Annotated in this window: 20 protein-coding genes and 2 pseudogenes; 13 read left to right on the forward strand and 9 right to left on the reverse strand. The window is 72.5% G+C overall.

Annotated features, from left to right (window positions below; translation table 11 throughout):
• Window positions 1-37 precede the first annotated feature (37 nt).
• Window positions 38-961 (reverse strand): LLM class F420-dependent oxidoreductase, encoded by a 924-nt coding sequence (locus HW837_RS10485; protein ID WP_045562072.1) that lies wholly within the window; start codon window positions 959-961, stop codon window positions 38-40.
• 238 nt (window positions 962-1,199) lie between these two features.
• Between HW837_RS10485 and HW837_RS10490 the strand changes: the two genes are divergently transcribed.
• Window positions 1,200-1,367: a hypothetical protein gene (locus tag HW837_RS10490; protein ID WP_177261818.1), complete on the forward strand. Its 168-nt coding sequence runs from the start codon at window positions 1,200-1,202 to the stop codon at window positions 1,365-1,367.
• 219 nt (window positions 1,368-1,586) lie between these two features.
• Here the strand turns inward: HW837_RS10490 and HW837_RS10495 are convergent, their stop codons facing one another.
• The 4 genes from HW837_RS10495 to HW837_RS10515 form a co-directional block, all read right to left on the reverse strand.
• Window positions 1,587-2,063, reverse strand: a complete 477-nt coding sequence (locus HW837_RS10495) for a DUF6099 family protein (RefSeq protein WP_045562073.1) — start codon at window positions 2,061-2,063, stop codon at window positions 1,587-1,589.
• Between the two features lie 193 nt (window positions 2,064-2,256).
• Entirely contained in the window at window positions 2,257-2,565 is a 309-nt protein-coding gene (locus HW837_RS10500; RefSeq protein ID WP_045562074.1) for a nucleotide pyrophosphohydrolase, read from the reverse strand.
• 172 nt (window positions 2,566-2,737) lie between these two features.
• Window positions 2,738-3,913 (reverse strand): AAA family ATPase, encoded by a 1,176-nt coding sequence (locus HW837_RS10510; RefSeq protein WP_193380607.1) that lies wholly within the window; start codon window positions 3,911-3,913, stop codon window positions 2,738-2,740.
• Window positions 3,914-4,123: 210 nt separating this feature from the next.
• Complete coding sequence (locus HW837_RS10515; protein WP_045562127.1) at window positions 4,124-4,513, reverse strand: cell division protein SepF; 390 nt, start codon at window positions 4,511-4,513, stop codon at window positions 4,124-4,126.
• 492 nt (window positions 4,514-5,005) lie between these two features.
• Here HW837_RS10515 and HW837_RS10520 point away from each other — a divergent pair, with 492 nt between their 5' ends.
• Entirely contained in the window at window positions 5,006-9,268 is a 4,263-nt protein-coding gene (locus tag HW837_RS10520) for a bifunctional nitrate reductase/sulfite reductase flavoprotein subunit alpha (RefSeq protein WP_193380606.1), read from the forward strand.
• Between the two features lie 58 nt (window positions 9,269-9,326).
• Here HW837_RS10520 and HW837_RS10525 read toward each other — a convergent pair.
• A pseudogene (locus tag HW837_RS10525) lies at window positions 9,327-9,857 on the reverse strand (response regulator); the annotation flags it as partial.
• A gap of 453 nt (window positions 9,858-10,310) precedes the next feature.
• Window positions 10,311-10,559: pseudogene (locus tag HW837_RS49965) on the reverse strand (histidine kinase); the annotation flags it as partial.
• Window positions 10,560-10,797: 238 nt separating this feature from the next.
• Here HW837_RS49965 and HW837_RS10535 point away from each other — a divergent pair.
• The 8 genes from HW837_RS10535 (at window position 10,798) to HW837_RS10570 (ending at window position 15,598) form a co-directional block, all read left to right on the forward strand.
• Window positions 10,798-11,178, forward strand: coding sequence for a Tat pathway signal sequence domain protein (locus HW837_RS10535; protein WP_086799280.1), 381 nt, complete (start codon window positions 10,798-10,800; stop codon window positions 11,176-11,178).
• The gene (locus tag HW837_RS10540; protein ID WP_193380605.1) at window positions 11,175-11,807 is read left to right on the forward strand and encodes a class F sortase; all 633 of its coding nucleotides are present in this window, start codon (window positions 11,175-11,177) and stop codon (window positions 11,805-11,807) included. The genes HW837_RS10535 and HW837_RS10540 overlap by 4 nt, the downstream gene beginning before the upstream one ends.
• Before the next feature lie 62 nt (window positions 11,808-11,869).
• Window positions 11,870-12,370: an RNA polymerase sigma factor gene (locus tag HW837_RS10545; protein ID WP_045562079.1), complete on the forward strand. Its 501-nt coding sequence runs from the start codon at window positions 11,870-11,872 to the stop codon at window positions 12,368-12,370.
• The gene (locus HW837_RS10550) at window positions 12,354-12,806 is read left to right on the forward strand and encodes a hypothetical protein (protein ID WP_045562080.1); all 453 of its coding nucleotides are present in this window, start codon (window positions 12,354-12,356) and stop codon (window positions 12,804-12,806) included. Before HW837_RS10545 ends, HW837_RS10550 begins: the two co-directional genes overlap by 17 nt.
• A gap of 126 nt (window positions 12,807-12,932) precedes the next feature.
• Window positions 12,933-13,412 carry a DUF6153 family protein gene (locus HW837_RS10555; protein WP_045562081.1) on the forward strand — a complete coding sequence of 160 codons (480 nt, stop codon included), beginning with the start codon at window positions 12,933-12,935 and terminating at the stop codon, window positions 13,410-13,412.
• Between the two features lie 97 nt (window positions 13,413-13,509).
• On the forward strand, window positions 13,510-14,175 hold the full coding sequence (locus HW837_RS10560) for a DUF305 domain-containing protein (RefSeq protein ID WP_193380604.1): 666 nt from the start codon (window positions 13,510-13,512) through the stop codon (window positions 14,173-14,175).
• Between the two features lie 146 nt (window positions 14,176-14,321).
• The gene (locus HW837_RS10565) at window positions 14,322-14,690 is read left to right on the forward strand and encodes a BlaI/MecI/CopY family transcriptional regulator (RefSeq protein ID WP_045562083.1); all 369 of its coding nucleotides are present in this window, start codon (window positions 14,322-14,324) and stop codon (window positions 14,688-14,690) included.
• Window positions 14,687-15,598, forward strand: a complete 912-nt coding sequence (locus HW837_RS10570; RefSeq protein ID WP_093789558.1) for a M56 family metallopeptidase — start codon at window positions 14,687-14,689, stop codon at window positions 15,596-15,598. Before HW837_RS10565 ends, HW837_RS10570 begins: the two co-directional genes overlap by 4 nt.
• 169 nt (window positions 15,599-15,767) lie before the next feature.
• Here the strand turns inward: HW837_RS10570 and HW837_RS10575 are convergent, their stop codons facing one another.
• A complete protein-coding gene (locus HW837_RS10575) occupies window positions 15,768-16,478 on the reverse strand; it encodes a DUF5134 domain-containing protein (protein ID WP_143110702.1) in 711 nt (236 codons plus the stop codon).
• Window positions 16,479-16,715: 237 nt separating this feature from the next.
• Between HW837_RS10575 and HW837_RS10580 the strand changes: the two genes are divergently transcribed.
• Window positions 16,716-17,207 carry a DUF4396 domain-containing protein gene (locus tag HW837_RS10580; RefSeq protein WP_045562085.1) on the forward strand — a complete coding sequence of 164 codons (492 nt, stop codon included), beginning with the start codon at window positions 16,716-16,718 and terminating at the stop codon, window positions 17,205-17,207.
• Between the two features lie 67 nt (window positions 17,208-17,274).
• Here the strand turns inward: HW837_RS10580 and HW837_RS10585 are convergent, their stop codons facing one another.
• On the reverse strand, window positions 17,275-17,817 hold the full coding sequence (locus tag HW837_RS10585) for a DUF1707 SHOCT-like domain-containing protein (RefSeq protein WP_193380602.1): 543 nt from the start codon (window positions 17,815-17,817) through the stop codon (window positions 17,275-17,277).
• Window positions 17,818-17,989: 172 nt separating this feature from the next.
• Between HW837_RS10585 and HW837_RS10590 the strand changes: the two genes are divergently transcribed.
• Together HW837_RS10590 and HW837_RS10595 are read left to right on the forward strand one after the other, a co-directional pair.
• Entirely contained in the window at window positions 17,990-18,823 is an 834-nt protein-coding gene (locus HW837_RS10590) for a GntR family transcriptional regulator (protein WP_078853857.1), read from the forward strand.
• A 61-nt stretch (window positions 18,824-18,884) separates the two neighbouring features.
• The gene (locus HW837_RS10595) at window positions 18,885-20,543 is read left to right on the forward strand and encodes an allantoin permease (RefSeq protein ID WP_093789555.1); all 1,659 of its coding nucleotides are present in this window, start codon (window positions 18,885-18,887) and stop codon (window positions 20,541-20,543) included.
• Window positions 20,544-20,784: the final 241 nt, after the last annotated feature.

The raw sequence follows: 20,784 nt of genomic DNA on the forward strand, positions 1-20,784 counted from the left end.
CCGCCTCCCGCGCCCCGGGCGCGGGAGGCGGCACACGTCAGGACAGCTGGGACTGCACCTGGGCGGAGATCAGCTCCAGGTGGTCCAGGTCGTCGAGGTCGAGGACCTGGAGGTAGACGCGCTGGGAGCCGATGGCCCGGTAGCGGCCGAGCTTGTCGACGACCTCGGCCGGGGAGCCGGCGAGGCCGTTGGCCTTGAGCTCGTCGACCTCACGGCCGATCGCGGCGGCGCGCCGGGCGACCTCGGCGTCGTCCTTGCCCACGCAGACGACCAGGGCGTTCGAGTACACGAGGTCGTCGCCCTTGCGGCCGGCCTCCTCGGCGGCCGCACGGACCCGGCCGAACTGGCGCTCGCTGTCCTCGATCGACGCGAACGGCATGTTGAACTCGTCGGCGTACCGCGCGGCGAGCCGCGGGGTGCGGACCGCGCCGTGGCCGCCGACGAGGACCGGCACCTTGGCCTGCGCGGGCTTGGGCAGCGCGGGCGAGTCGGTCAGCTGGTAGTGGGTGCCCTCGAAGGAGAACGTCTTGCCGACCTCGGTGGCCCACAGGCCGGTGACGATGGCCAGCTGCTCCTCCAGGCGGCCGAACTTCTCCTTGGGGAACGGGATGCCGTACGCCTTGTGCTCCTCCTCGAACCAGCCCGCGCCCAGGCCGAGTTCTACGCGGCCGCCGGACATCTGGTCGATCTGCGCGACCTGGATGGCGAGCACACCCGGCAGGCGGAAGGTTCCTGCAGTCATCAGGGTGCCGAGGCGGATGCGCTTGGTCTCACGGGCGAGTCCGGCCAGGGTGATCCAGGCGTCGGTGGGGCCCGGCAGGCCGTCCGACGAACCCATGCGCAGATAGTGGTCGGAGCGGAAGAACGCGTCGAAGCCGAGGTCCTCGGTCGCCTTGGCGACGGCGAGGAGGGTGTCGTAGGTCGCCCCCTGCTGGGGCTCGGTGAAGATGCGAAGATCCATGCCTCCATCCTGCACGCTCGACCCCCGGTCAACGGCATTGGTCCCACCGGTGCCTTGGGGCCACGGTCGGGTGAAAATCCGTCAACCCGGCGCCCGGGACGGACGGGGTCAGTGACCGGCCGGAACGGTGATCGTTGCTCGGGAGGAGCCGGACCGCCCGGCACCCGTCGCCGGCGTCCGCTGCCGGCGCGAGCGCACCACGTGCCCCCTCGGGGGCGAGGGCCGAGGAGGCCGTCACATGTCCCAGGAAGCCGTGCCGGAGCAGGCTGCCGTGCCTGCGCAGCCGAAGGGTCTGCTCCAGCAGATGGAGGAGCTGATGGCTGCCCTGAACGCGGACCTGTCCCAGCTCGACGCGGAGTTCTCCGCGCCGCGTGCCGCCGCCGCGGAGGAGAGCGAACCCGCCTGACCTTCTCCGAGCCCCGACGCCCGGCCATGCCTTTCGGCCGGGCGCTCGTCATGTTCGGGCTGCGCCACCTCGGCCCGCTGAGGTGAGTTGTTCGGCTGCGGGTGGGTGGGGGCTGGTCGCGCAGCTCCCCGCACCCTCGAAAACCCGGGGGCGCCCCCTACTTCCAGAGAGAGCAGAAGGAGTGCGTGAGCGATCACGCGTCACCGGCGGCCGAAAGCCCTACCCCGCCGCCGCGTCTCTCTCCGAGAGGACCTTGTCTCTCACCGCCAGGCGCCGCAGCATCTCCAGCACCCGGTCCCGCGCCTCGTCCGCGGCGTCGATCGCCTCCATGCACTGCCAGTACGTCGCCTCGTCGTCCGCCCCGCTCGCCAGGCCCACGAGCGCGATGCCGACCTCGCCCAGCAGGCCGCCGAGCCGCTGCAGCGACTCGTGGGCGTCGCCCAACTCGGTGAGCTGGGCGGCGCGTAAATCGCCCACGCCGAGCGGCGGGGCGCCGAGTATGCCGCAGCCGCTGCCGGCCAGCTCGGTCAACCCCAGGGCCTCACCGCGCAGTTCGGGAGGTCCCGAGACCGCGAGGCGGCTCCCGATCGCCTGGGCGAGGGCATAGGACTGCCATGCCTCCGCCATGATCTGAGGTCCCTCGACGCTGCCCGCCAGAGCACGCCCGCTCGCGAAGATGAGCCGCACCGCATCCATGCGCTGCCCCCGACTTTCCCCGACGCGCTCTCACACGTCCGCCCGAACTCCTGCCTGTTCATTACCCACAGTGAGGGCCGCTGAGACAGAAAGCCAGAGGAAGCCTGAAATCTGTGGATAACAAGTCGGCTGTGGACAAGTTTTCAACTCCGGAGAGTGACAACCGGACGGAGGGGCTCAGCGTCGAGCCGCCTCAGGGACGCCCCGGCGCCGGAAATCTCCGTTCGTTGCGGTCGATCTTCGCATCCAGCGCTGACAACGGATCGATCCCCAGCACCTCGCAGAGCTGGAGCAGATAGGCGAGGACGTCGGCCACCTCGTCCGTGACCCGGTGGGCGGTCTCCGGGTCCGACATCACACGCGCCGACTCCTCCGGCGTCAACCACTGGAAGATCTCGACCAGTTCGGACGCCTCGACGCTCAGCGCCGAGACCAGGTTCTTGGGGGTGTGGTACGGCTGCCAGTCACGGGCGGCGGCGAACTCGGCGAGCCGCCGCTGCAACGCCGCGACGTCCGGCTTCCGCCCGGCTCCGGGGGCGCGCCCCGGCTCGGATTCGGGGCCGTGGCCCGGCTCGGTCTCAGGACCTTGCCCCGGCTCGGTCTCAGGACCTTGCCCCGGCTCGGTCTCAGGACCTTGCCCCGTCTCGGTCTCAGGACTTTGCCCCGGCTCGGTTTCAGGATCTTTCACGGTTCAGGTCTACCACCGTCACCCCGGCCACTCCGGTGGCCCAGGAGGCGTCGCTCACCGCGCCGACGAGCCGGATGTGCCCGCGCTCGCACATCCGGGCCGCCAGCCGCACCAACTCCCCTGTCTGCCGGGGGTCCAGGGCCCGGTCGAAGCCGTCGGCGAGGACCGTCAGCGTCTGGAGGGCCGCCGGCACCTCCGCGGCCTGGTCGACCTCCAGCACGCCGGGGCCGGTGAACAGCACGAGCGCCAGCGCGAGGTACCGCAACTCGCCGTCCCCCAGCAGACCCAGGGCCGTCCGCACACCGTCCCCCCGGTCCAGCACCGCCCGCACCGCGCCGCCCCGCAGCGGCTCGGCGAGCAGATCGAGGACCGGTCCCACGCAGCCGTCGCGCACGGCACCGACGAGCAGCGCGTGCCGCCGCCCGCACTCCGTCCGCGTGCGCCACAGCACGTCGGCGAGGTTGTCGCAGCCCCGCAGGAGCCGGCCGGAGCCGAGCGGCACGGCGGCGCGCATCCGGCCGGGGCTCGGATCACAGGCGTAGACCGAGCGGAGGGCCACCACCATCTGCTCGGCGGCGGCGAGGACCCGGCGCTGCCCGTCCGTCTTGCCGGCGACGCGGAGCGGGAGCAGCGCGGTGCCGAGGCGGTCGTCGGGCAGGGGGCCGCGGGTGACCGGTGAGGTGCCGGCCGTGTGCCAGGCGGCCTGGACCACGGGGCGGCTCGGGTCGACGAGCGCCGTCTCCAGCAGGGTGAGTCCGCCGCACGTCAACCGCTCGCCCACCACGCGGAGTTCGGGCTCGGCCTGGACGGCGACGTCGAGGTGGACGGGCCCTTCGGGGCCGTCGGCCGTGCAGCCGATGCGAAAGCCCCGGCGCCGCTGGGCGTCGGGGCGGGCCCGCTCGGGGACACAGCCCCGCGGGTCGGGGAAGGCCTCGGCGAGGCGGGCGCCGCCACCGAGCCCGGCCAGCGCCTCGTACGCCCTGAGCGCGGTCGTCTTGCCGCTGCCGCTGCGCCCCGCGAGGAGGGTCAGCGGGCCGAGCGGAAGGTAGGTGTTGCGGTGCCCGGCGAAGGCGGAGAGCCGGAGTTCGGTGACGCTCGGCCGCTCCGGACGCGCCCCGGTGTCCACGCCGGGCACCACCGGAGAAAGGGATGACACGGTCATATGCGGACACTAGGGGCCCGCCCGACAGGCAAACCGTTCCGCCGAGTGGATCTTCCTACGATCGAGGGAGCGCCCCGCCCGGGAGGAGGGCGCCCGACCCGGGAGCAGAGCGCCCCGTCGACACAAGGGCGCCCCGTCGACGCACGGGCGCCCTATCGACACGAGGGCGCCCGCCCGCCTGGGAGCGCCCCCACCCCGGGGCGCCGCGCCTCACACGCCGGGAACCCCGGCGCCCTCCATCAGCCCCCGCACCTCGGTGCCCGGCGGCGTGAGAAGGAACACGTTCCGGTCGACCCGGTGCATTCCGGAAGACAGACCGAAGACGACTCCCGTGCTGAAATCGAGCACCCGCTTGGCGGTGTCGCCCTCCGCGCCCGACAGGTCCAAGAGCACCGGAACGCCCGCCATCAGCGTCTCCGCCACCTCGCGGGCATCCGCGAAGACGTTGACCCGCAGCACCACGAAGCGGCGCCGGGCCTCCGTCTCGGCTTCCGGTATGGTCCGATGGCCGACCGCGGACGGCCAGGCGTCCCGGCCCCGCAGCGGCACGACCTGGGCGAGCCCCTCCCACTGTTCGTCGGTGACATCGTGGCTGTTCACCCTGTTCACCGGCCTTCCCCCTGGCTCGCACTGAATGACTGCATCAGCCAATTCTTACGCAGCTCACCCGTTCGGCCCAACAGCGACACGGACCGCGACGCCCGCGTCCGACAGGTCGGCCGGAACCCGCCCTCACAGCCCCTTGCGCGGGCGTGTGTGGCGGGCGTAACGCCTCATGATCAGATCATGTGACACAGGCGTAACGGGCAATTCGTACGATCGAGCCTGCCGGACGGCGATCCGGAAGCTGAGCGGAAGCCGACCGGCTGCCGTATCGGACGGCGACCGGCTGCCGTATCGGACGGCGACCGACCGCGTGTCGGACGGCGACCGGCCACCGCGTCGAGCGGCGCACGGCTGTCACGCCGGACAGCACCGGCCGCCGCACCGACAGGCGACAGCGACAGCTCAACAACAGCGACCGGTGGACCGACCGGACGCCGCACGGACGACCGACCGGAGACCCCGGACGCCGACAGAGAGGGGCCGCCCGTGGCCGCACAGGGCCCGCAGAGCACCACCACCCAGGTGCGGACCGTGTGCTCGTACTGCGGTGTCGGCTGCGGCATGCTCCTGGACGTCGGGATGGGTCCCGACGGCCGCCGCACGGTCCTGAAGGCGTCCGGCGACAAGTCCCACCCCGCGAACTTCGGCCGCCTGTGCACCAAGGGCGCGACCACCGCCGACATGCTCGCCGCGCCCGGCCGCCTCTCCACCGCCCTCGTCCGGGACGACCGGGGCGACGAACCGGCCCCCGCGCCCGTCTCCGACGCGATCGCCGAGACCGCCCGGCGGCTGCGCGCGATCATCGACGAGCACGGACCCGACGCGTTCGCCTTCTACGTCTCCGGCCAGATGAGCCTGGAGGCCCAGTACCTCGCGAACAAGCTGGCCAAGGGCTTCATCCGCACCAACCAGATCGAGTCCAACTCCCGGCTGTGCATGGCGAGCGCCGGCACCGGCTACAAGCTGTCGCTGGGCGCCGACGGGCCGCCCGGTTCCTACGACGATCTCGACAGCGCGGACGTCTTCCTCGTCATCGGCTCGAACATGGCGGACTGCCATCCGATCCTCTTCCTGCGGATGATGGACCGGGTCAAGGCGGGCGCGAAACTGATCGTCGTCGATCCGCGCCGCACGGCCACGGCCGAGAAGGCCGACCTGTTCCTGCGGATACGCCCGGGAACGGACCTCGCCCTCCTCAACGGCCTGCTGCACCTGCTGCACGCGAACGGGCACACCGACCCGGACTTCATCGCCGCCCACACCGAGGGCTGGGAGGCGATGCCCGACTTCCTCGCCGACTACGCGCCGGACGCCGTCGCCGAGATCACCGGCATCCCGGCGGACGACATCCGCGCGGCCGCGCGGCTGATCGGCGAGGCCGCCGAGTGGACGAGCTGCTGGACGATGGGGCTCAACCAGTCCACGCACGGCACCTGGAACACCAACGCGCTCGTCAATCTGCATCTGGCGACCGGCGCGATCTGCCGTCCCGGCAGCGGCCCGTTCTCGCTCACCGGCCAGCCCAACGCGATGGGCGGGCGCGAGATGGGCTACATGGGGCCGGGGCTGCCCGGCCAGCGGTCCGTGCTCGTGGCCGAGGAGCGGGCGTTCGTCGAGGAGTTGTGGGGGCTGGAGCCGGACTCCCTGCGCGCGGACGGCGTCGGCAAGGGCACGGTCGAGATGTTCCGGAAGATGGCCGACGGGGAGATCAAGGCCTGCTGGATCATCTGCACCAACCCGGTCGCCTCGGTCGCCAACCGCAGGACCGTCATCGAGGGCCTGGAGGCAGCGGAGTTCGTCGTCACCCAGGACGTCTTCGCCGACACCGAGACCAACGCGTACGCCGATGTCGTGCTGCCCGGTGCGCTGTGGACCGAGTCCGAGGGCGTCCTCGTCAACAGCGAGCGCAACCTCACGCTGGCCGCCCCCGCCGCCGACCCGCCGGGCGAGGCGATGGCCGACTGGCGGATCATCGCGGCCGTCGCCAGGGAGATGGGGTTCGAGAAGGGCTTCGCGTACGACAGCGCCGAACAGGTCTTCGAGGAGATCAAGCGGGCGTGGAACCCGAAGACCGGGTGGGACCTGCGGGGCGTGACGTACGACCGGCTGCGGTCGGGGTCCGTGCAGTGGCCCGCGGCTTCGAAGGACGGCCCGGCACGCAATCCGATCCGCTACGTGGTGGGCGACGGTGACGCGAGCGACGCCGTGGTGGCGGGCGTCGACGGTGCGGCGGGCCGGAGGCTGCTCTTCCCCACGGCCGGCGGGCGGGCCGTGTTCCACGCGCGGCCGCACCTGCCGGCCGCCGAGATGCCTGACGACGACTACCCGTTCGTGCTCAACACCGGGCGGCTCCAGCACCAGTGGCACACGCTGACGAAGACCGGCAGGGTCGCCAAGCTCAACAAGCTGAACCCCGGCCCGTTCGTGGAGGTGCATCCGCGGGACGCGCGTGAACTGGGCGTCGGGGACGGGGACTCGGTGGAGGTCGCGTCACGGCGGGGGCGCGCCGTCCTTCCGGCGGTGGTCTCCGACCGGGTGATGCCCGGGTGCGTGTTCGCGCCGTTCCACTGGAACGACCTGTTCGGCGAGTACCTGAGCATCAACGCGGTGACGAGCGACGCGGTGGATCCGCTGTCGTTCCAGCCGGAGTTGAAGGTGTGCGCGGTGTCCCTGGCCAAGGTGGCCGCACCGGCAAGGGTTCCGGCACCCTTCGGCGGCGAGCCCACGGGGACGTCCGCGCCGGTGCCCGCCCCGGTGGCGGTCCCCGCACCCACCTCGGCCCCGGTGCCGACGGGGGTGACCGTGCCGTCCGCCGTCGTCCCGGGTGCCAACCCGTTCGGTCTCGAGCCCTCGCCGCCGCCCGTCCTCTCCGCCCAGGAGCGGCAGTACCTCACCGGATTCCTCGCCGGGCTCGGGTCAGGCGTGCAGGGGGTGCCCGTGCTGCCGGCGGACGCGCCGTTCGCGCCGGAGCACGCGGTGTGGGTGAACGGCGTGCTCGCCGGGATGTACTCGCGGTCGGCGGCTCCGACCGCGCCGACCGCCGCCGAACCGGCCGGACGCGAGGTCGTCGTGCTGTGGGCCTCGCAGACCGGGACGGCCGAGGAGTACGCGATGGCGGCGGCCGAGCACCTGGGGGCGGCGGGGCACCGGGCGACGCTCGTCGGCATGGACGAGGCCGCGCCGGACCGACTGCCGCACGGCGCCGACCTGTTGCTGATCACCAGCACCTTCGGGGACGGCGACGCGCCCGACAACGGCTCCGGGTTCTGGGACGCGCTGTCCCGGCAGGAGGCCCCCCGCCTGGACGGCGTGCGCTACGCCGTGCTGGCCTTCGGGGACTCCTCGTACGACGACTTCTGCGGGCACGGCCGCCGGCTGGACGCCCGGCTCGGCGAGTTGGGCGGGGTGCGTCTGGCGCCCCGCACGGACTGCGAGCCCGACTTCGAACCGTCGGCGGACGCCTGGCTGGGCCAGGTCATCACCGCGCTCGGCACGGGCACGGACGGGGGCGACGGCGGAGGCGGGCCCACGACCTCGGCTACGAGGCCGCCGGGCTCCGCCACCCTCACCGCTCCCCCGATCACCGCCGCGCCCGTGTCCACGCCCGCCACGCCCGCCGCCCCGCGCTCCGCGAGGCCCGCGCCCGCCGCCGCCCGGCTGGTCGGCAACCGGCTGCTGAGCCTGCCCGGCGCGGGCAAGGAGGTGCGCCGGTTCACCTTCGACACCAGCGGGACGGGACTGTCGTACGAGGCGGGCGACGCGCTCGGTGTGCGGCCGGTCAACTCCCTCGGCCTGGTCGCGGAGTGGCTGGCGGTGACCGGCCTGGACGGTTCGGCTCCCGTGACGCTGGACGGGCTCGGCGAGGTGCCGTTCGCCGAGGCGCTGCACCGGCATCTCGACATCACCCGGATCACCGCGGACCTCCTGCGCTTCGTCGCCGAACGCACCCGGGACAACCGGGAGTTGAAGAAGCTCATGCGTCCGGACAACAAGGACGGGCTGGCCCAGTGGTCGTGGGGCCGGCAGGCCGTCGACGTGGTCGCCGAGTTCACCGTACGGGCCTCCGCCCAGGAGTGGGCCGGTGTCTTCAGGAAGCTCCAGCCGCGTCTGTACTCGATCTCGTCGAGCCCGCTCGTCGACCCGCACCACATCTCGCTGACGGTGTCGGTGGTGCGGTACGAGAACCTGCGCGGGCACCCGCGCGGCGGGGTCTGCTCCCCCTTCCTCGCGGACGGCGAGGCGGACCTGGAGGTGCCGGTCTTCGTCCAGCGCTCGCCGCACTTCCGGCCGCCTGCCGACCCGGTGACCCCCATGATCATGGTCGGTCCCGGCACCGGTGTCGCGCCCTTCCTCGGCTTCCTCCAGGAACGGCGGGCCCTCGGCCACCGGGCGCCCAACTGGCTGTTCTTCGGGGAGCAGCACCGGGCGACGGACTTCTACTACCAGGAGGAGCTGACCGACCTTCAGGAGTCGGGTGTGCTCAGCAGGTTGGACACCGCCTTCTCCCGTGACCAGCGTGCCAAGGTCTACGTCCAGGACCGGATGCGCGAGCACGGACCCGAGCTGTGGCACTGGCTCCAGGACGGCGCCCGCTTCTATGTGTGCGGCGACGCCTCCCGGATGGCGAAGGACGTCGACCGGGCCCTGCGGGACGTCGCGATCACCCACGGCGGGATGACCGAGGACGAGGCGGCCGCGTACGTGAAGCAACTGGCCACGGAGAAGCGGTACGTGCGGGACGTGTACTGAGCGGTTGCCGGTTCGGCGCGTCGCTCGGCGGAACCACGCGTCGTCCACTCAGATCCAGGGCCGAGAGGTAGTTGCGGACGGTGCCCTGGGCCAGGTGGACCTCGGCGGCGATCTCGGCGACCGAGGCTCCGGTGCGGGCCGCGCGCAGCACCTGCAGTTCGCGGTCGCTGAGCGGGCAGTCGTCCTCGGTGAGGGCGGACGCGGCGATGTCGGGGTCGACGTAGCGGCGTCCGGCGGCGACATCGCGGAGGATCTCCGCCAGCCGGGCGGCCGGGGTGGTCTTGGGCACGAAGCCGCGCACCCCGGCCGAGAGCGCCCGGCGCAGCACCGCCGGACGGGCGTGCCGGGTCACCAGCACGACGCGGGTGGGCAGTTCGGCCCCGATCTCCTCGGCGGCGCGCAGCCCGTCCGTCGGCGGCATCTCCAGGTCGAGCACCGCGATGTCCGGGCGGAACTCGCGGGCCGGCCGCACCGCCTCGGTGGACGTGGACGCCTCGGCGACGACCGTCAGGTCGTCCTCCAGCGCGAGCAGCGCGGCGAGGGCGCTTCTGAGGAGGTCCTCGTCGTCGGCGATGAGCAGCCGGATCATCGTGCCGCCCCCTTCGTGGGTCCGAGCGGCAGTGAGGCCGTCACCTCGAAGCGGTTCGCCGTCGCGGTGCCATGTCAACTCGCCCTGGGCCGCCCGCAGTCGTTCGTCGAGCGCGACGAGCCCCGTACCGTCCGTGCCGACGGGATGCGCGTCGGCGCCGTCGTTGGTCATGCGCAGCCGGGCCCGCCCGTCGACGACACGGCAGTCGACCTCGGCGTACCGGGCCCGGCTGTGGCGCAGCACGTTGGTGGTGGTCTCCCGCATCACCAGCCCGAGGAGATGCCGTGCGGTGTCGGTCAGGTCGGCGGGGAGCGAGGCCGGTTCGAGGGCCCTACGGGCGTCGATGCCGGCGGCGGCCGGCACCTTGCCGGCGTTGGCGATCTCGTCGTCGAGTGCCGTACGGCGGTAGCCCCGCACCACGGCCCGGGTGTCCCGCGGGGCGTCCGCCGACAACTGCCGTACCTCGCGCATCTCGGCGGCCGCGCGCACCGGGTCCCGCTCCACCAGCCGCGCGGCCAACTCGCTCTTCAGCGCGATGACCTGGAGGTGGTGGCCCTGGATGTCGTGCAGGTCGGCGGCGAAGCGGAGCCGTTCGTCCTTGACCGCCGACTCGGCCTCCAGCCGCCGTGCCCGGTCCAGTCGTCCGGCGATGTGCCACGCCCACCCTCGCCACCGACCTCGCCCGCCACTATGCGCCGACACCCGACGTCAGCGCGCCACGGACTCCCGGCAGCTGCCCCCCAACTCCCCTCCCTCTGACGGCTTTGCCATCTCTTTACAACGCGTTCCTCCGCTGTCTCGTCTCTTCGCTCGGTACGTGACGCCGCCGCATGCCGGGCAACCGACCGGGCGGCGGCCACGGACCCGTTCCACGCCGCCGTCCCTCCGCCGAACCCGGCCGGGACGGCGGCGCGCCGAACCCGACGAGAGAGAGCTACCCATGCGACGAACCGTCCTCAGTGCCGCGGCACTCGCGCTCACCGCCGTGCTGGCGACCGCGCTGCCCGCGTTCGCCGACGACACCAGCCCGACCGCCGTACCGCAGCAGGCCTCCGAGGCGCCGAGCGCGGTCCCCTCCGCCCCCGCCTCGGACCACCCGGCGGAGACCGAACCCACCAAGGCCCCCACCCCCGGCGACGCGAGCCCGGTACCGAGCCAGGTCTCCGTCGTTCCCAGCGGCGCCCCCGACACCGGTACGGCCCCGAAGTCGGAGGGGTCCGGCGGCGCCGCCGTGCTGGCGGGCACGGGCGCCACCGCGCTGCTCCTCGGCGGCGGTGCGGCCGTGGTGCTCGTACGTCGCAAGCGGGCGAACGAGGCGTGACCCCGCTCTCCAGGCGCGCCTTCGCCGTCGCCGCGGCGGCCTCACTGCTGGTGAGCTGCGACGACGGCGGCACCGACCGCGCCACGGCCGCGCCTCCCGAGGCCGACACGCCCCCGTCCGCACCGCACCCGTCGTCCTCTTCGTCGGCCGGTGGCGCCGTGCGCCCCCTGGGCCGTTCGGTCCCGGTGCGGCTGCTGATCCCTGCCATCGGGGTCGACACCCCGGTCATCCGGCTGGGGCTGGCCCCGGACGGCACGGTGGAGGTGCCGCCGGTCACGGAGCACGACCGGGCGGGCTGGTACCGGCACTCGCCGACGCCGGGCCAGACCGGCCCGTCGGTGATCCTGGGCCATGTCACGGTCGGGCGCCACGGCGACGGCGTCTTCCGCGAACTCGCCCGGCTGCGGCGGGGCGAGCGGATCGAGGCGCGCCTGGAGAACGGCACGACGGCGGAGTTCACCGTCGCCTCGGTACGCACGGTCGCCAAGGCCGACTTCCCCGCGGACGAGGTCTACGGCAACGTGAGCCGTCCCGCGCTGCGTCTCATCACCTGCGGCGGCCCGCGCACGGGCGAGGAGTACCGGGACAACGTGATCGTCTTCGCGACACTGAGCTCCACGGCCCGGTGAGCCGCACCCCGACCGCCCCGTCCCCCTTGCCCCTTGTCGCACCGTCACGACCATGGAGAGCGTTGAAACGGTCCCGTGAGAAGGCCGCGTCCGAACTGTTCGCCGCCCTCTACCCGCGCCTCGCCGGCTGGTGCCGTCGGCTGGTCGACGACGACGAGACGGCCCACGAGATCGCGTCGGAGGCGTTCACCCGGCTCTGGGCCCGGTGGACGTCCGTGGCGGAGCCGCACGGCTTCCTCTACGTCACCGCGGCCAACCTCGTACGGGACCACTGGCGCAAGCTCGAACGCGAACGCAAGGCGATGCACCGGGCCACCGCCGAGGCCGCGGTGCGCCCGCGGTACGACGACGCCGAACGGTCCGACCCCTCGGTCCGGCTGCTCGTGCAGTCGCTGCCGGAACGGCTGCGCGTACCGATCCTGCTGCACTACTACGCTGACATGCCGATCCGTGAGGTGTCCGAGCTGACCGGACGCAAGGAAGGAACCGTCAAGGCCGACCTCCACGCGGCCCGCGAACTGCTCCGCGCCCATCTGAGGAGAAGCCTTGATCACACGCCCTGACGACGACCCGGACTTCGAGCCCGACGACCCGCTCACCGTCCTGCTGCGTCCCCCCACCGACCGTCTCGGCCCACCGCCGGGCCGCTACGAGGCGATCCGCCGCGGTGCCGCCCGCCGTCGGCTGGTCCGTGCCGCCGCCGGTGCCGCCGCGGCCTGCGCCGCCGTCGCCCTCGTCGCCCTCCCCCTGCACCTCGGCCGGAACGACGGCCCCGCGACCCCCTCGGTCCCCCTGGCGCCGCCCCCCGCGAGCAGCACCTCGCCGACGCCGCCGCCCTCCCCCACCCCCGACACCCGGTCGCCCTCCGACAGCCCCGCGACCCCGGTCCCCTCGGCCCCGCCCACCAAGAGCGCCACCGACACCACCGCCCCGTCGGTGACCCCGACCCAGGTCTCCGAGGCCTCGGCCGTCCCGGACAGCACCCCCGGCACGCCCTGACCGCGTGACCTTCACCACGAAATCACTTAGTAGAACAGTAGAAATCGCCCCTTCACCCGGCGCGGTGCTCGTTTCCCGGCTACGGTCGGGGAAGCAGATCCAGAACGGTCGGTGACGGAGCCCCGCATGCAGGTGAGTCGGCGCGTACGCGCAGGTGGCACGCTCGGCCGTCTGCTGCTCGTCGCCGTACTCGCCCTCGGCGTCCTCGCGATGCACAGCACGGGACACCCCGGCGAGCCCTCGCACGCCATGAGCACCGTCGCCCACTCGACGGCGGCGACTGATACGGCGGATGCGGCGCGTTCGGCGGACGCGACGGATGCGACGCGTTCGACAGATGCAGCGGATCCGGCCGATCCGGCGGATGCGCATACCGCCGGTTCGGGACCTCGGTCCTCGCACGAACCGGCCCCGACCATGGACATGCAGTCCCTCTGTGTGGCGATCCTGCTCGGCGCGTGGGTGCTCACCGCCCTGCTCGCACCGGCGTTCACCCGCCGCCATGAGGAGTGGGCGGAACTCCTCGCCCAGGTCGCCGCGTTCACGCGACCCCGCCCGCCGCCGCGCGGGCCCGATCTCACCCGTCTGTCAGTTCTGCGGCTGTAGGCCGAACCGCTCACGCGGGCGCGCGTCCCGCGCGGCCCCGCGGCTTCGCCTGCCCACGAACAGCCCCAGAACGCACACCACGAGGTGAATCGAGACCATGACAGCCCCCACGCACCCCACATGCCCCTCGCGCCGCACCCGCCTCCGCCGCGCCGCCGCCACCGTGAGCGTCGTCGCCGTCGGCGCCCTGTTCCTGACCGCCTGCGGCGACGACATGGACGGTATGGATCACGGCAGCGGCAAGGCCTCGCCGTCCGCATCCGCGTCCGGCGACGCCGGATCCGCCGACTTCGGCGACGCCGACGTCACCTTCGCGCAGATGATGATCCCGCACCACGAGCAGGCCCTGGAAATGGCCGAACTCGCCGACGGCCGGGCGTCCGACGCCGAGCTGAAGGACATCGCCGAGCAGATCGAGAAGGCCCAGGACCCGGAGATCGCGACCATGAAGGAATGGCTGCGCTCCTGGGACCGGCCGACCGCCGTCGAGTCCATGCCCGGCATGGGTCACGGCAGCGAGGGCGGCGGCGCCGACGGCATGATGTCCGACGCGGACATGCGGCGGCTCGAAGACATGAAGGGCACCGAGTTCGACAAGCTGTTCGCCCAGCTGATGATCGAGCACCACAACGGCGCCATCGCCATGGCCGAGGACGAGCGGAAGAACGGCAGGAACGACGCCGCCGTGAAGATGGCGGGCGACATCGTGAAGAGCCAGTCCGCCGAGGTCGAGCAGCTCGACGCCATCCTCGACCGACTCTGAGCAACCCCCGGCGCGGGCCGACACCCGGCCCGCGCCGGCCACCTCACGAACCGACCCCACCGCCGCCGACGAGCCGCGACAAGCGAGCCATCTACTATGCCTCTGCGTATACGCGTACGCGTCGACAGCCGGAAGGGGTCAGGGCCATGCGACGGCTGGGGGAACTGGAAGCGGAGATCATGGACCGCCTCTGGACATGGAACCGTCCGGCGACGGTGCGCGAGGTCGTGGACGACCTCAACAAGACCCGTCCGCTCGCCTACACCACGGTGATGACCGTGACCAACATCCTCTACAACAAAGGCTGGTTGCTGAGGGGCAAGCAGGGCCGCGCCTGGCTCTACACGCCCGTACGCAGCCGCGAGGCGTACGCCGCCGCGCTGATGGAGGACGGTCTGGACGCGAGCAAGGACCGGCCGGCCGCACTCGTCCACTTCGTCGAGAACATGACGGAGGAGGAGCAGGCCGCCCTGCGCAAGGCCCTGCGCGCGGTGGGACGGCAGGCGAAGCCGTGAACGCGGCGCCCCTCCTGCTCGCCTACACGGCGACGGTGGGCTTCGTCGCCCCGCCCCTGGTGCTGCGTGCCGCATGGCCGCACCGGGCACCCGCCCTGGCCCTGGCGGTCTGGCACTCCCTGACGGTCTCCTTCGCCCTCGGGGCCGCGCTGACGGCGTATCACCTGCTGATGCCCACCGCCCACACGCACGAGGGACTCCTTGGCCTGCTGCACTCCTGCGGGCTCGACCTGGGCGCGAGCGGGCCCGGCCACGACACCGCGGGCCGCCTCGCCGTCGCCGTTCCGGCGGTGCTCGGGGCCGCGCTCGCGGGAAGCTTCGCCTTCCATGTCGTACGCGCCCGCCGCACCCGGGCCCGGCACCGGGAGGCGGTGGATCTGGTCGGCCGCCGTTCCGTACGGCTGGGGGCCACCGTCCTGCCGTACGACGTGCCGGCCGCCTACTGCCTGCCGGGCCACCGGCCGAGGATCGTGATCAGCGACGCGGCCGTACGGGAGCTGGCTCCCGAACAGCTCGCGGCGGTTCTGGAGCACGAACGGGCGCACATCGCGGGCCGCCACCATCTGGTGATCGCCGCCGCGGCGGCGTTCGGGTCGGTCTTCCCGCTGCTCCCCCTGGCCCGCCACGCCCGTACACAGACGGCGCTCCTGCTGGAGATGATCGCCGACGACCGCGCCCTGCGCGCCCACTCCGACGGGGCGCTGGCGAGCGCGATGTACGAGATGGCTGCGGCCCGGACCCCGAAGGGCGCGTTCGCGGCGGGCGGCCCGGCGGTGCTGATCCGGATCCGGCGGGTCCTCGGGCCGCGCCGTCCCCCGCACCGCGCCTTCTGGGGTTGCGTCGCCGCGGCGACCGCGACGGTTCCGCTGCTGCCGCTCCTCGTCGCCTGCCCGCTCGGCGCCGGGTGAGGCCGAGGGCGATCTCGAAACCTCGACGGCACCCAGCGCCCTGCGGCCGCCGATCAGACCGCCCTGGCGCCCCCGCGCGGGTCCCCCTGGGGCCGCTCTCGGACCGCTCTCGGACCGCTCTCGGACCGCTCTCGGACTTCAACGACCGGCTGCGCAGGGCCCGTTCGGTTCAGACGGTCATCATCAGCAGCATCGTCGCCATCGAACCACCCATGCCGACGTGACCGACCAGGCGCGCGTTCGGCACGGACAGCACCGCCGGGGTCCGGGTCGCTCGACGGTGGCGGGCCTGGGCGACCGGCCCGGCGGATGAGCCGCCGGTCTCCCGCATCCACGCACGGACGGCGAGAGCCACGGCTGCCAGGAAGTAGGCGGCGAGGGCCCAGAAGGCGACGCGCCACAGGAGCGCCGAGCCGGAGGTGGCGGCCGCCTCGGTGACGCCGTGGGCGGCACCCATGCCCTCCGCCCCACCCGCTCCGCCGTGCCCGTGCCCGTGCCCGGAGGCGCCGGCCAGGGCGAGCGTGGGTCCCGAGGCGGCGCCGGGCATGGCCAGGGTCATCACCACCATGGCGGCACTGCCGATCACGAGATGGGCGCCGTGCCGCACCTGCCGCACACCGCCGCGCGCGGCATGCCGTACGGACAGGGCCACGCCCCCGAGGCAGAGCGCTCCGAACACGGCCGCCCACCAGATGCCGTAGGTGCCGTACAGGGTCGCGGTCGGAGGCGCCGCCATGACGGCCATCCCCACGCCCATGACCGCCTCGGCCCCCGCCTCGAACCGGCCCCAGCCTCTGACCAGCGCCAGCCGCACGAGGTTCCCGACGGCCGTCCCGGCGCCCAGCACCACCAGGGTCCAGCCAAGAAGGTGTCCAGCCACGTCGCCACCCCTCACGGGACCCGGGGATCCGGCTCACCGATCGTCGACCACTACGTACCTGCTTAGTACGTAGCGACCGCCGCTCCGACTCAGCGCGGCGCGCGACGACCGCCCCGAGGGGGCACCCGAGGCATCCGGACACGCCCCTGCCCACCCCTCGCCATATACCCCCCAGGGGTATAGCCTGGCCGTGCACGGAGAGACGGGCCACCATGGACGAGAAGGGATCGAGAGGCCATGGACCACACGCAGCACACGCACCACACGAACCACGGGCCCCATGGAGAACACGGCGGAGCGTCCTGGGCCATGGCGGCGAAGGCGACGCTGCACTGCCTCACGGGGTGCGCGATCGGCGAGATCCTGGGCATGGTCATCGGCACGGCGCTGGGATGGAGCAACGTGCCGACCATGATCCTGGCCATCGCGCTCGCGTTCCTCTTCGGCTACTCGTTCACCCTGTTCGCGGTGCGGCGGGCCGGCCTGGACCTCAGAAGCGCGATCAAGGTGGCCCTGGCCGCCGACACCGTCTCGATCGCCGTCATGGAACTGGTCGACAACGCCATCATCGCCCTCACCCCCGGCGCGATGGACGCCCACCTCGACGACGCCCTCTTCTGGTCGGCCCTCCTCGGCGGCTTCGCGGTCGCCTTCCTGATCACCACACCGGTCAACAAGTGGATGATCGGCCGCGGCAAGGGCCACGCGGTCGTCCACGCGTACCACTGACCCACGCACCCTCCACGGGGCGCCGGGTCAACGCCGGCCGTGGCGGATCAACGCCGACCGTGCCGGGTCAACGCCGGCCGTGGCGGATCTTCAGCCGGCCGAAGCCCATGGCTCCGGAGACGCGGATCGTCGGTCCGCCGGGCCGGGAGCGGCGCGGGGGCCGGTACCGCAGGTCCTTCCACCCCGTCTCCAGGCCCTCGACGTCGACGACCGCGTCGCGAGGCACGGTGATGGCGGCTCCGCCGGTTCCGAGTCGCAGCTCGATGTCGACGACCGGGTGCTCGATGATCGCCCGGGACAGGTCCAGGCGCACCCTGCCGAAGGCGGACCCGACCTGGAGGATCCGAGGTACCCGCCACGCGCCGCGTCGCTTGATCAGCCCGCCGGCGACGGCGATCGTCGACGTGGTGGCCGGGTCCTCCTCCGGGAGTGAGGCCAGAGCCGACACGAGGTCGCCGCGCGATTCGGCGGTGAGCGCCTGGTGAAGGCGTCCGTCCAACTCCTCGTGCGGGACGAGCCCTTCGGCGTACGCCTCCCGCAGGCGCCGCACGGCCGCGTCACGGTCGTCTTCGTTGATCGAGGCCGACGGACCTTCCGGTAACGGAGTCACCGCTCCACCGTACCGCCGCACATACCGCGCAACGACCCCCGCGCCTCGGCCAGAAGAGCCGACCACCGACCCGGCTGCCCGTCAGGAGCGGGGGGGGGGGACGGTGCCGGAAACCCGCCGTTCACCGAACGAGGGCGGCCGGTGAAACAAGCGTTTTCTAGCGTGTCCGCTCATGGATTCGACGCTGTATACGCGGCCGGATGCGATCCCGGATCCACACCCGGGCACCGCCCCGACACCGGCTCAGGGCACCGCCGCCCCGGCACTGACCCCGGGCACCGCTCCGGTTCAGGCACCGGTCGCCGCCCCGCACCGGACCGCGTCCAGCGTGGCCTCGCTGCGTGAGGCGGTCTACGCGCGGCTGCGTACCGCCGTGCTCGACGGCGACTTCGGCCCCCGTGAGCGGCTGGCCGAGATGCGGCTCGCGACACGGTTCGGGGTGTCACGCACCCCCGTGCGCGAGGCGCTGGCACGGCTGCTGACGGACGGACTGATCGAGCGCGGCGACGGCGGATTATTCGTCACGATCCCCAACCTCGCGCAGCTCAAGGACCTCTACGAACTCCGGGTCACCCTGGAGCTGCGAGGTGTCGCCCGGGCGATCGAGGACCCCTCCGTCCGGCACGATCCGGCGGTCGTCGGCGCCGAGTTGGAGCGCTGGTACGCGATGCGCGCACAACCACCCCCACCCGACCCGCGCTTCGTCGTCCAGGACGAACGCTTCCACGCCGAACTCTCCCGCGCCTCCGGCAACCCCGCGCTCACCGATGCCCTGGTGGCGGTCGGCGAACGCATCCGCCGGGTCCGTATGTACGACTTCCTCACCCGGGACCGGGTGGAGACGACCATCTCCGAACACATCGAGATCATGGAGTTCGTGCGCGACGGACGGCTCGACGACGGCCACCGCGCACTGCGCGCCCACGTCGGCGACTCGATGGCCGTGGTGCTCGAACGCGCCCGGAGAGCCATGACCCAGATGGCACTGCACACCGACCGCCTCTGAATCCCCGACCCCCGTCCCGTACGCGAGACCCCCCGCTCCCCGCAGAACCGAAGGGTTGACCATGAGCACGACCGAGCCACGGCTGACCCCAGCCACGTCCCCCGACTCCGCGAAGAGCCAGGCGACCAAGGAGACGCTGGAGGACTACACCCTCCGCTTCGCGCCCCGCAGTTACCGCCGCTGGACCCCGATGGTCGTGGCGACCACGGCCCTCGGCGGCATCGCCTACATGGCCGACTTCTCCATCGGCGCCGGCATCGGCCTGGCCCACGGCACCGGCAACGCGCTGATCGCCATCGCGGTGGCGGCCGTCGTCATCTTCGTCACCGGTTTCCCGCTCGCCTACTACGGCGCCCGCTACAACATCGACCTGGACCTGATCACCCGCGGCTCCGGCTTCGGCTACTACGGCTCGGTCATCACCAGCGTCATCTTCGCCAGCTTCACGTTCATCTTCTTCGCCCTCGAAGGCTCGATCATGGCCCAGGGGCTGAAGCTGGGCCTCGGCATGCCCCTGTGGCTGGGCTATCTGGTGTCCACCCTGATGGTCATCCCGCTCGTCATCTACGGCATGAAGGCGCTGAGCAAGCTCCAGGTCTGGACGACCCCGATCTGGCTGGTGCTGATGGTCGCCCCGCTGGTCTACCTGGTCGCCACCGACCCCGGCACCGTCGACCGTTTCCTCTCCTACGCCGGCACCGACGGCGAGGGCGGCGTCAACACGGCCTCCGTACTGCTGGGCGCGGGCGTCTGCCTCTCCCTCATCGCGCAGATCGGCGAGCAGATCGACTACCTGCGCTTCATGCCGCCCAAGACCGAGGCGAACAAGCGCGGTTGGTGGACGGCCGTGATCATGGCCGGGCCCGGCTGGGTCGTCCTCGGCGCCCTGAAGCAGGCCATCGGCGTCTTCCTGGCCGTCTACATCCTGGCCGAGGTCGGCCCGGCGGCGGCGCCCGAGCCGATCCAGCAGTTCCGCGGCGCGTTCGACGCGATGCTGCCGTCCTGGACGGTCGTCCCGCTCGCCGTGGCACTCGTCGTCATCAGCCAGATCAAGATCAACGTGACGAACGCGTACTCGGGCTCGCTCGCGTGGACGAACTCCTTCACCCGCGTCACCAAGCGCTATCCCGGCCGCATGGTCTTCGTGCTGGTCAACCTGGCCTTCGCGCTGGTCCTGATGGAGGCCGACATGTTCAGCTTCCTCAACAGCATCCTGGGCTTCTACTCGAACTGCGCCATCGCCTGGGTCGTCACCGTCGCCACCGACATCGGCGTTAACAAGTACCTGCTGAAACTCTCCCCGCTCCAGCCCGAGTTCCGCCGCGGCATGCTGTACGCCGTCAACCCGGTCGGCGTCGTCGCCTTCCTCGCCGCGTCCGGCCTGTCGATCGCCATGTACTTCCACGGCCTCGGCGACACCCTCCAGCCCTACTCCCCCGTGGCCGCCGCCGTCATCGCCTTCGTCCTCACCCCGCTGACGGCCGTCGCCACCAAGGGCAAGTACTACCTGCGCCGCACCGACGACGGCATCGACGAGCCCCTGCTCGACTCCGACGGCAACCCCAGCGCCACGACGTACGACTGCCACGTCTGCCACCAGCCCTACGAACGCCCCGACCTGACCGCCTGCACCACCCACGACGCGACGGTCTGCTCCCTCTGCCTGAGCACGGACAAACTCGCCGACCACGTACTCCCGCCCCAACCGACCCCTGCCTGACCGAACACGGGACGGGCCCCCGACCAGAGCTGGTGGCTTCCGACCCTGACTCGGCACCTCCGTGGGTGATCATGCGCGCGGCGACGACGGTGGGGTCACTGGAATCCCGGGTGCGTGCCGCCGTCCGCGCGAGGCCTCGCCGGTGGCCCAGCGCCGCGTATTTTGCGACGTGCGGCATCCCGGCGGGCCATCCCACGGCACGTCCCGCCGCATCGAGCGCACGGTTCCAGCGCGGGGGCGG

The sequence above is a fragment of the Streptomyces caniscabiei genome (assembly GCF_014930365.1).
GTDB lineage: Bacteria > Actinomycetota > Actinomycetes > Streptomycetales > Streptomycetaceae > Streptomyces > Streptomyces caniscabiei.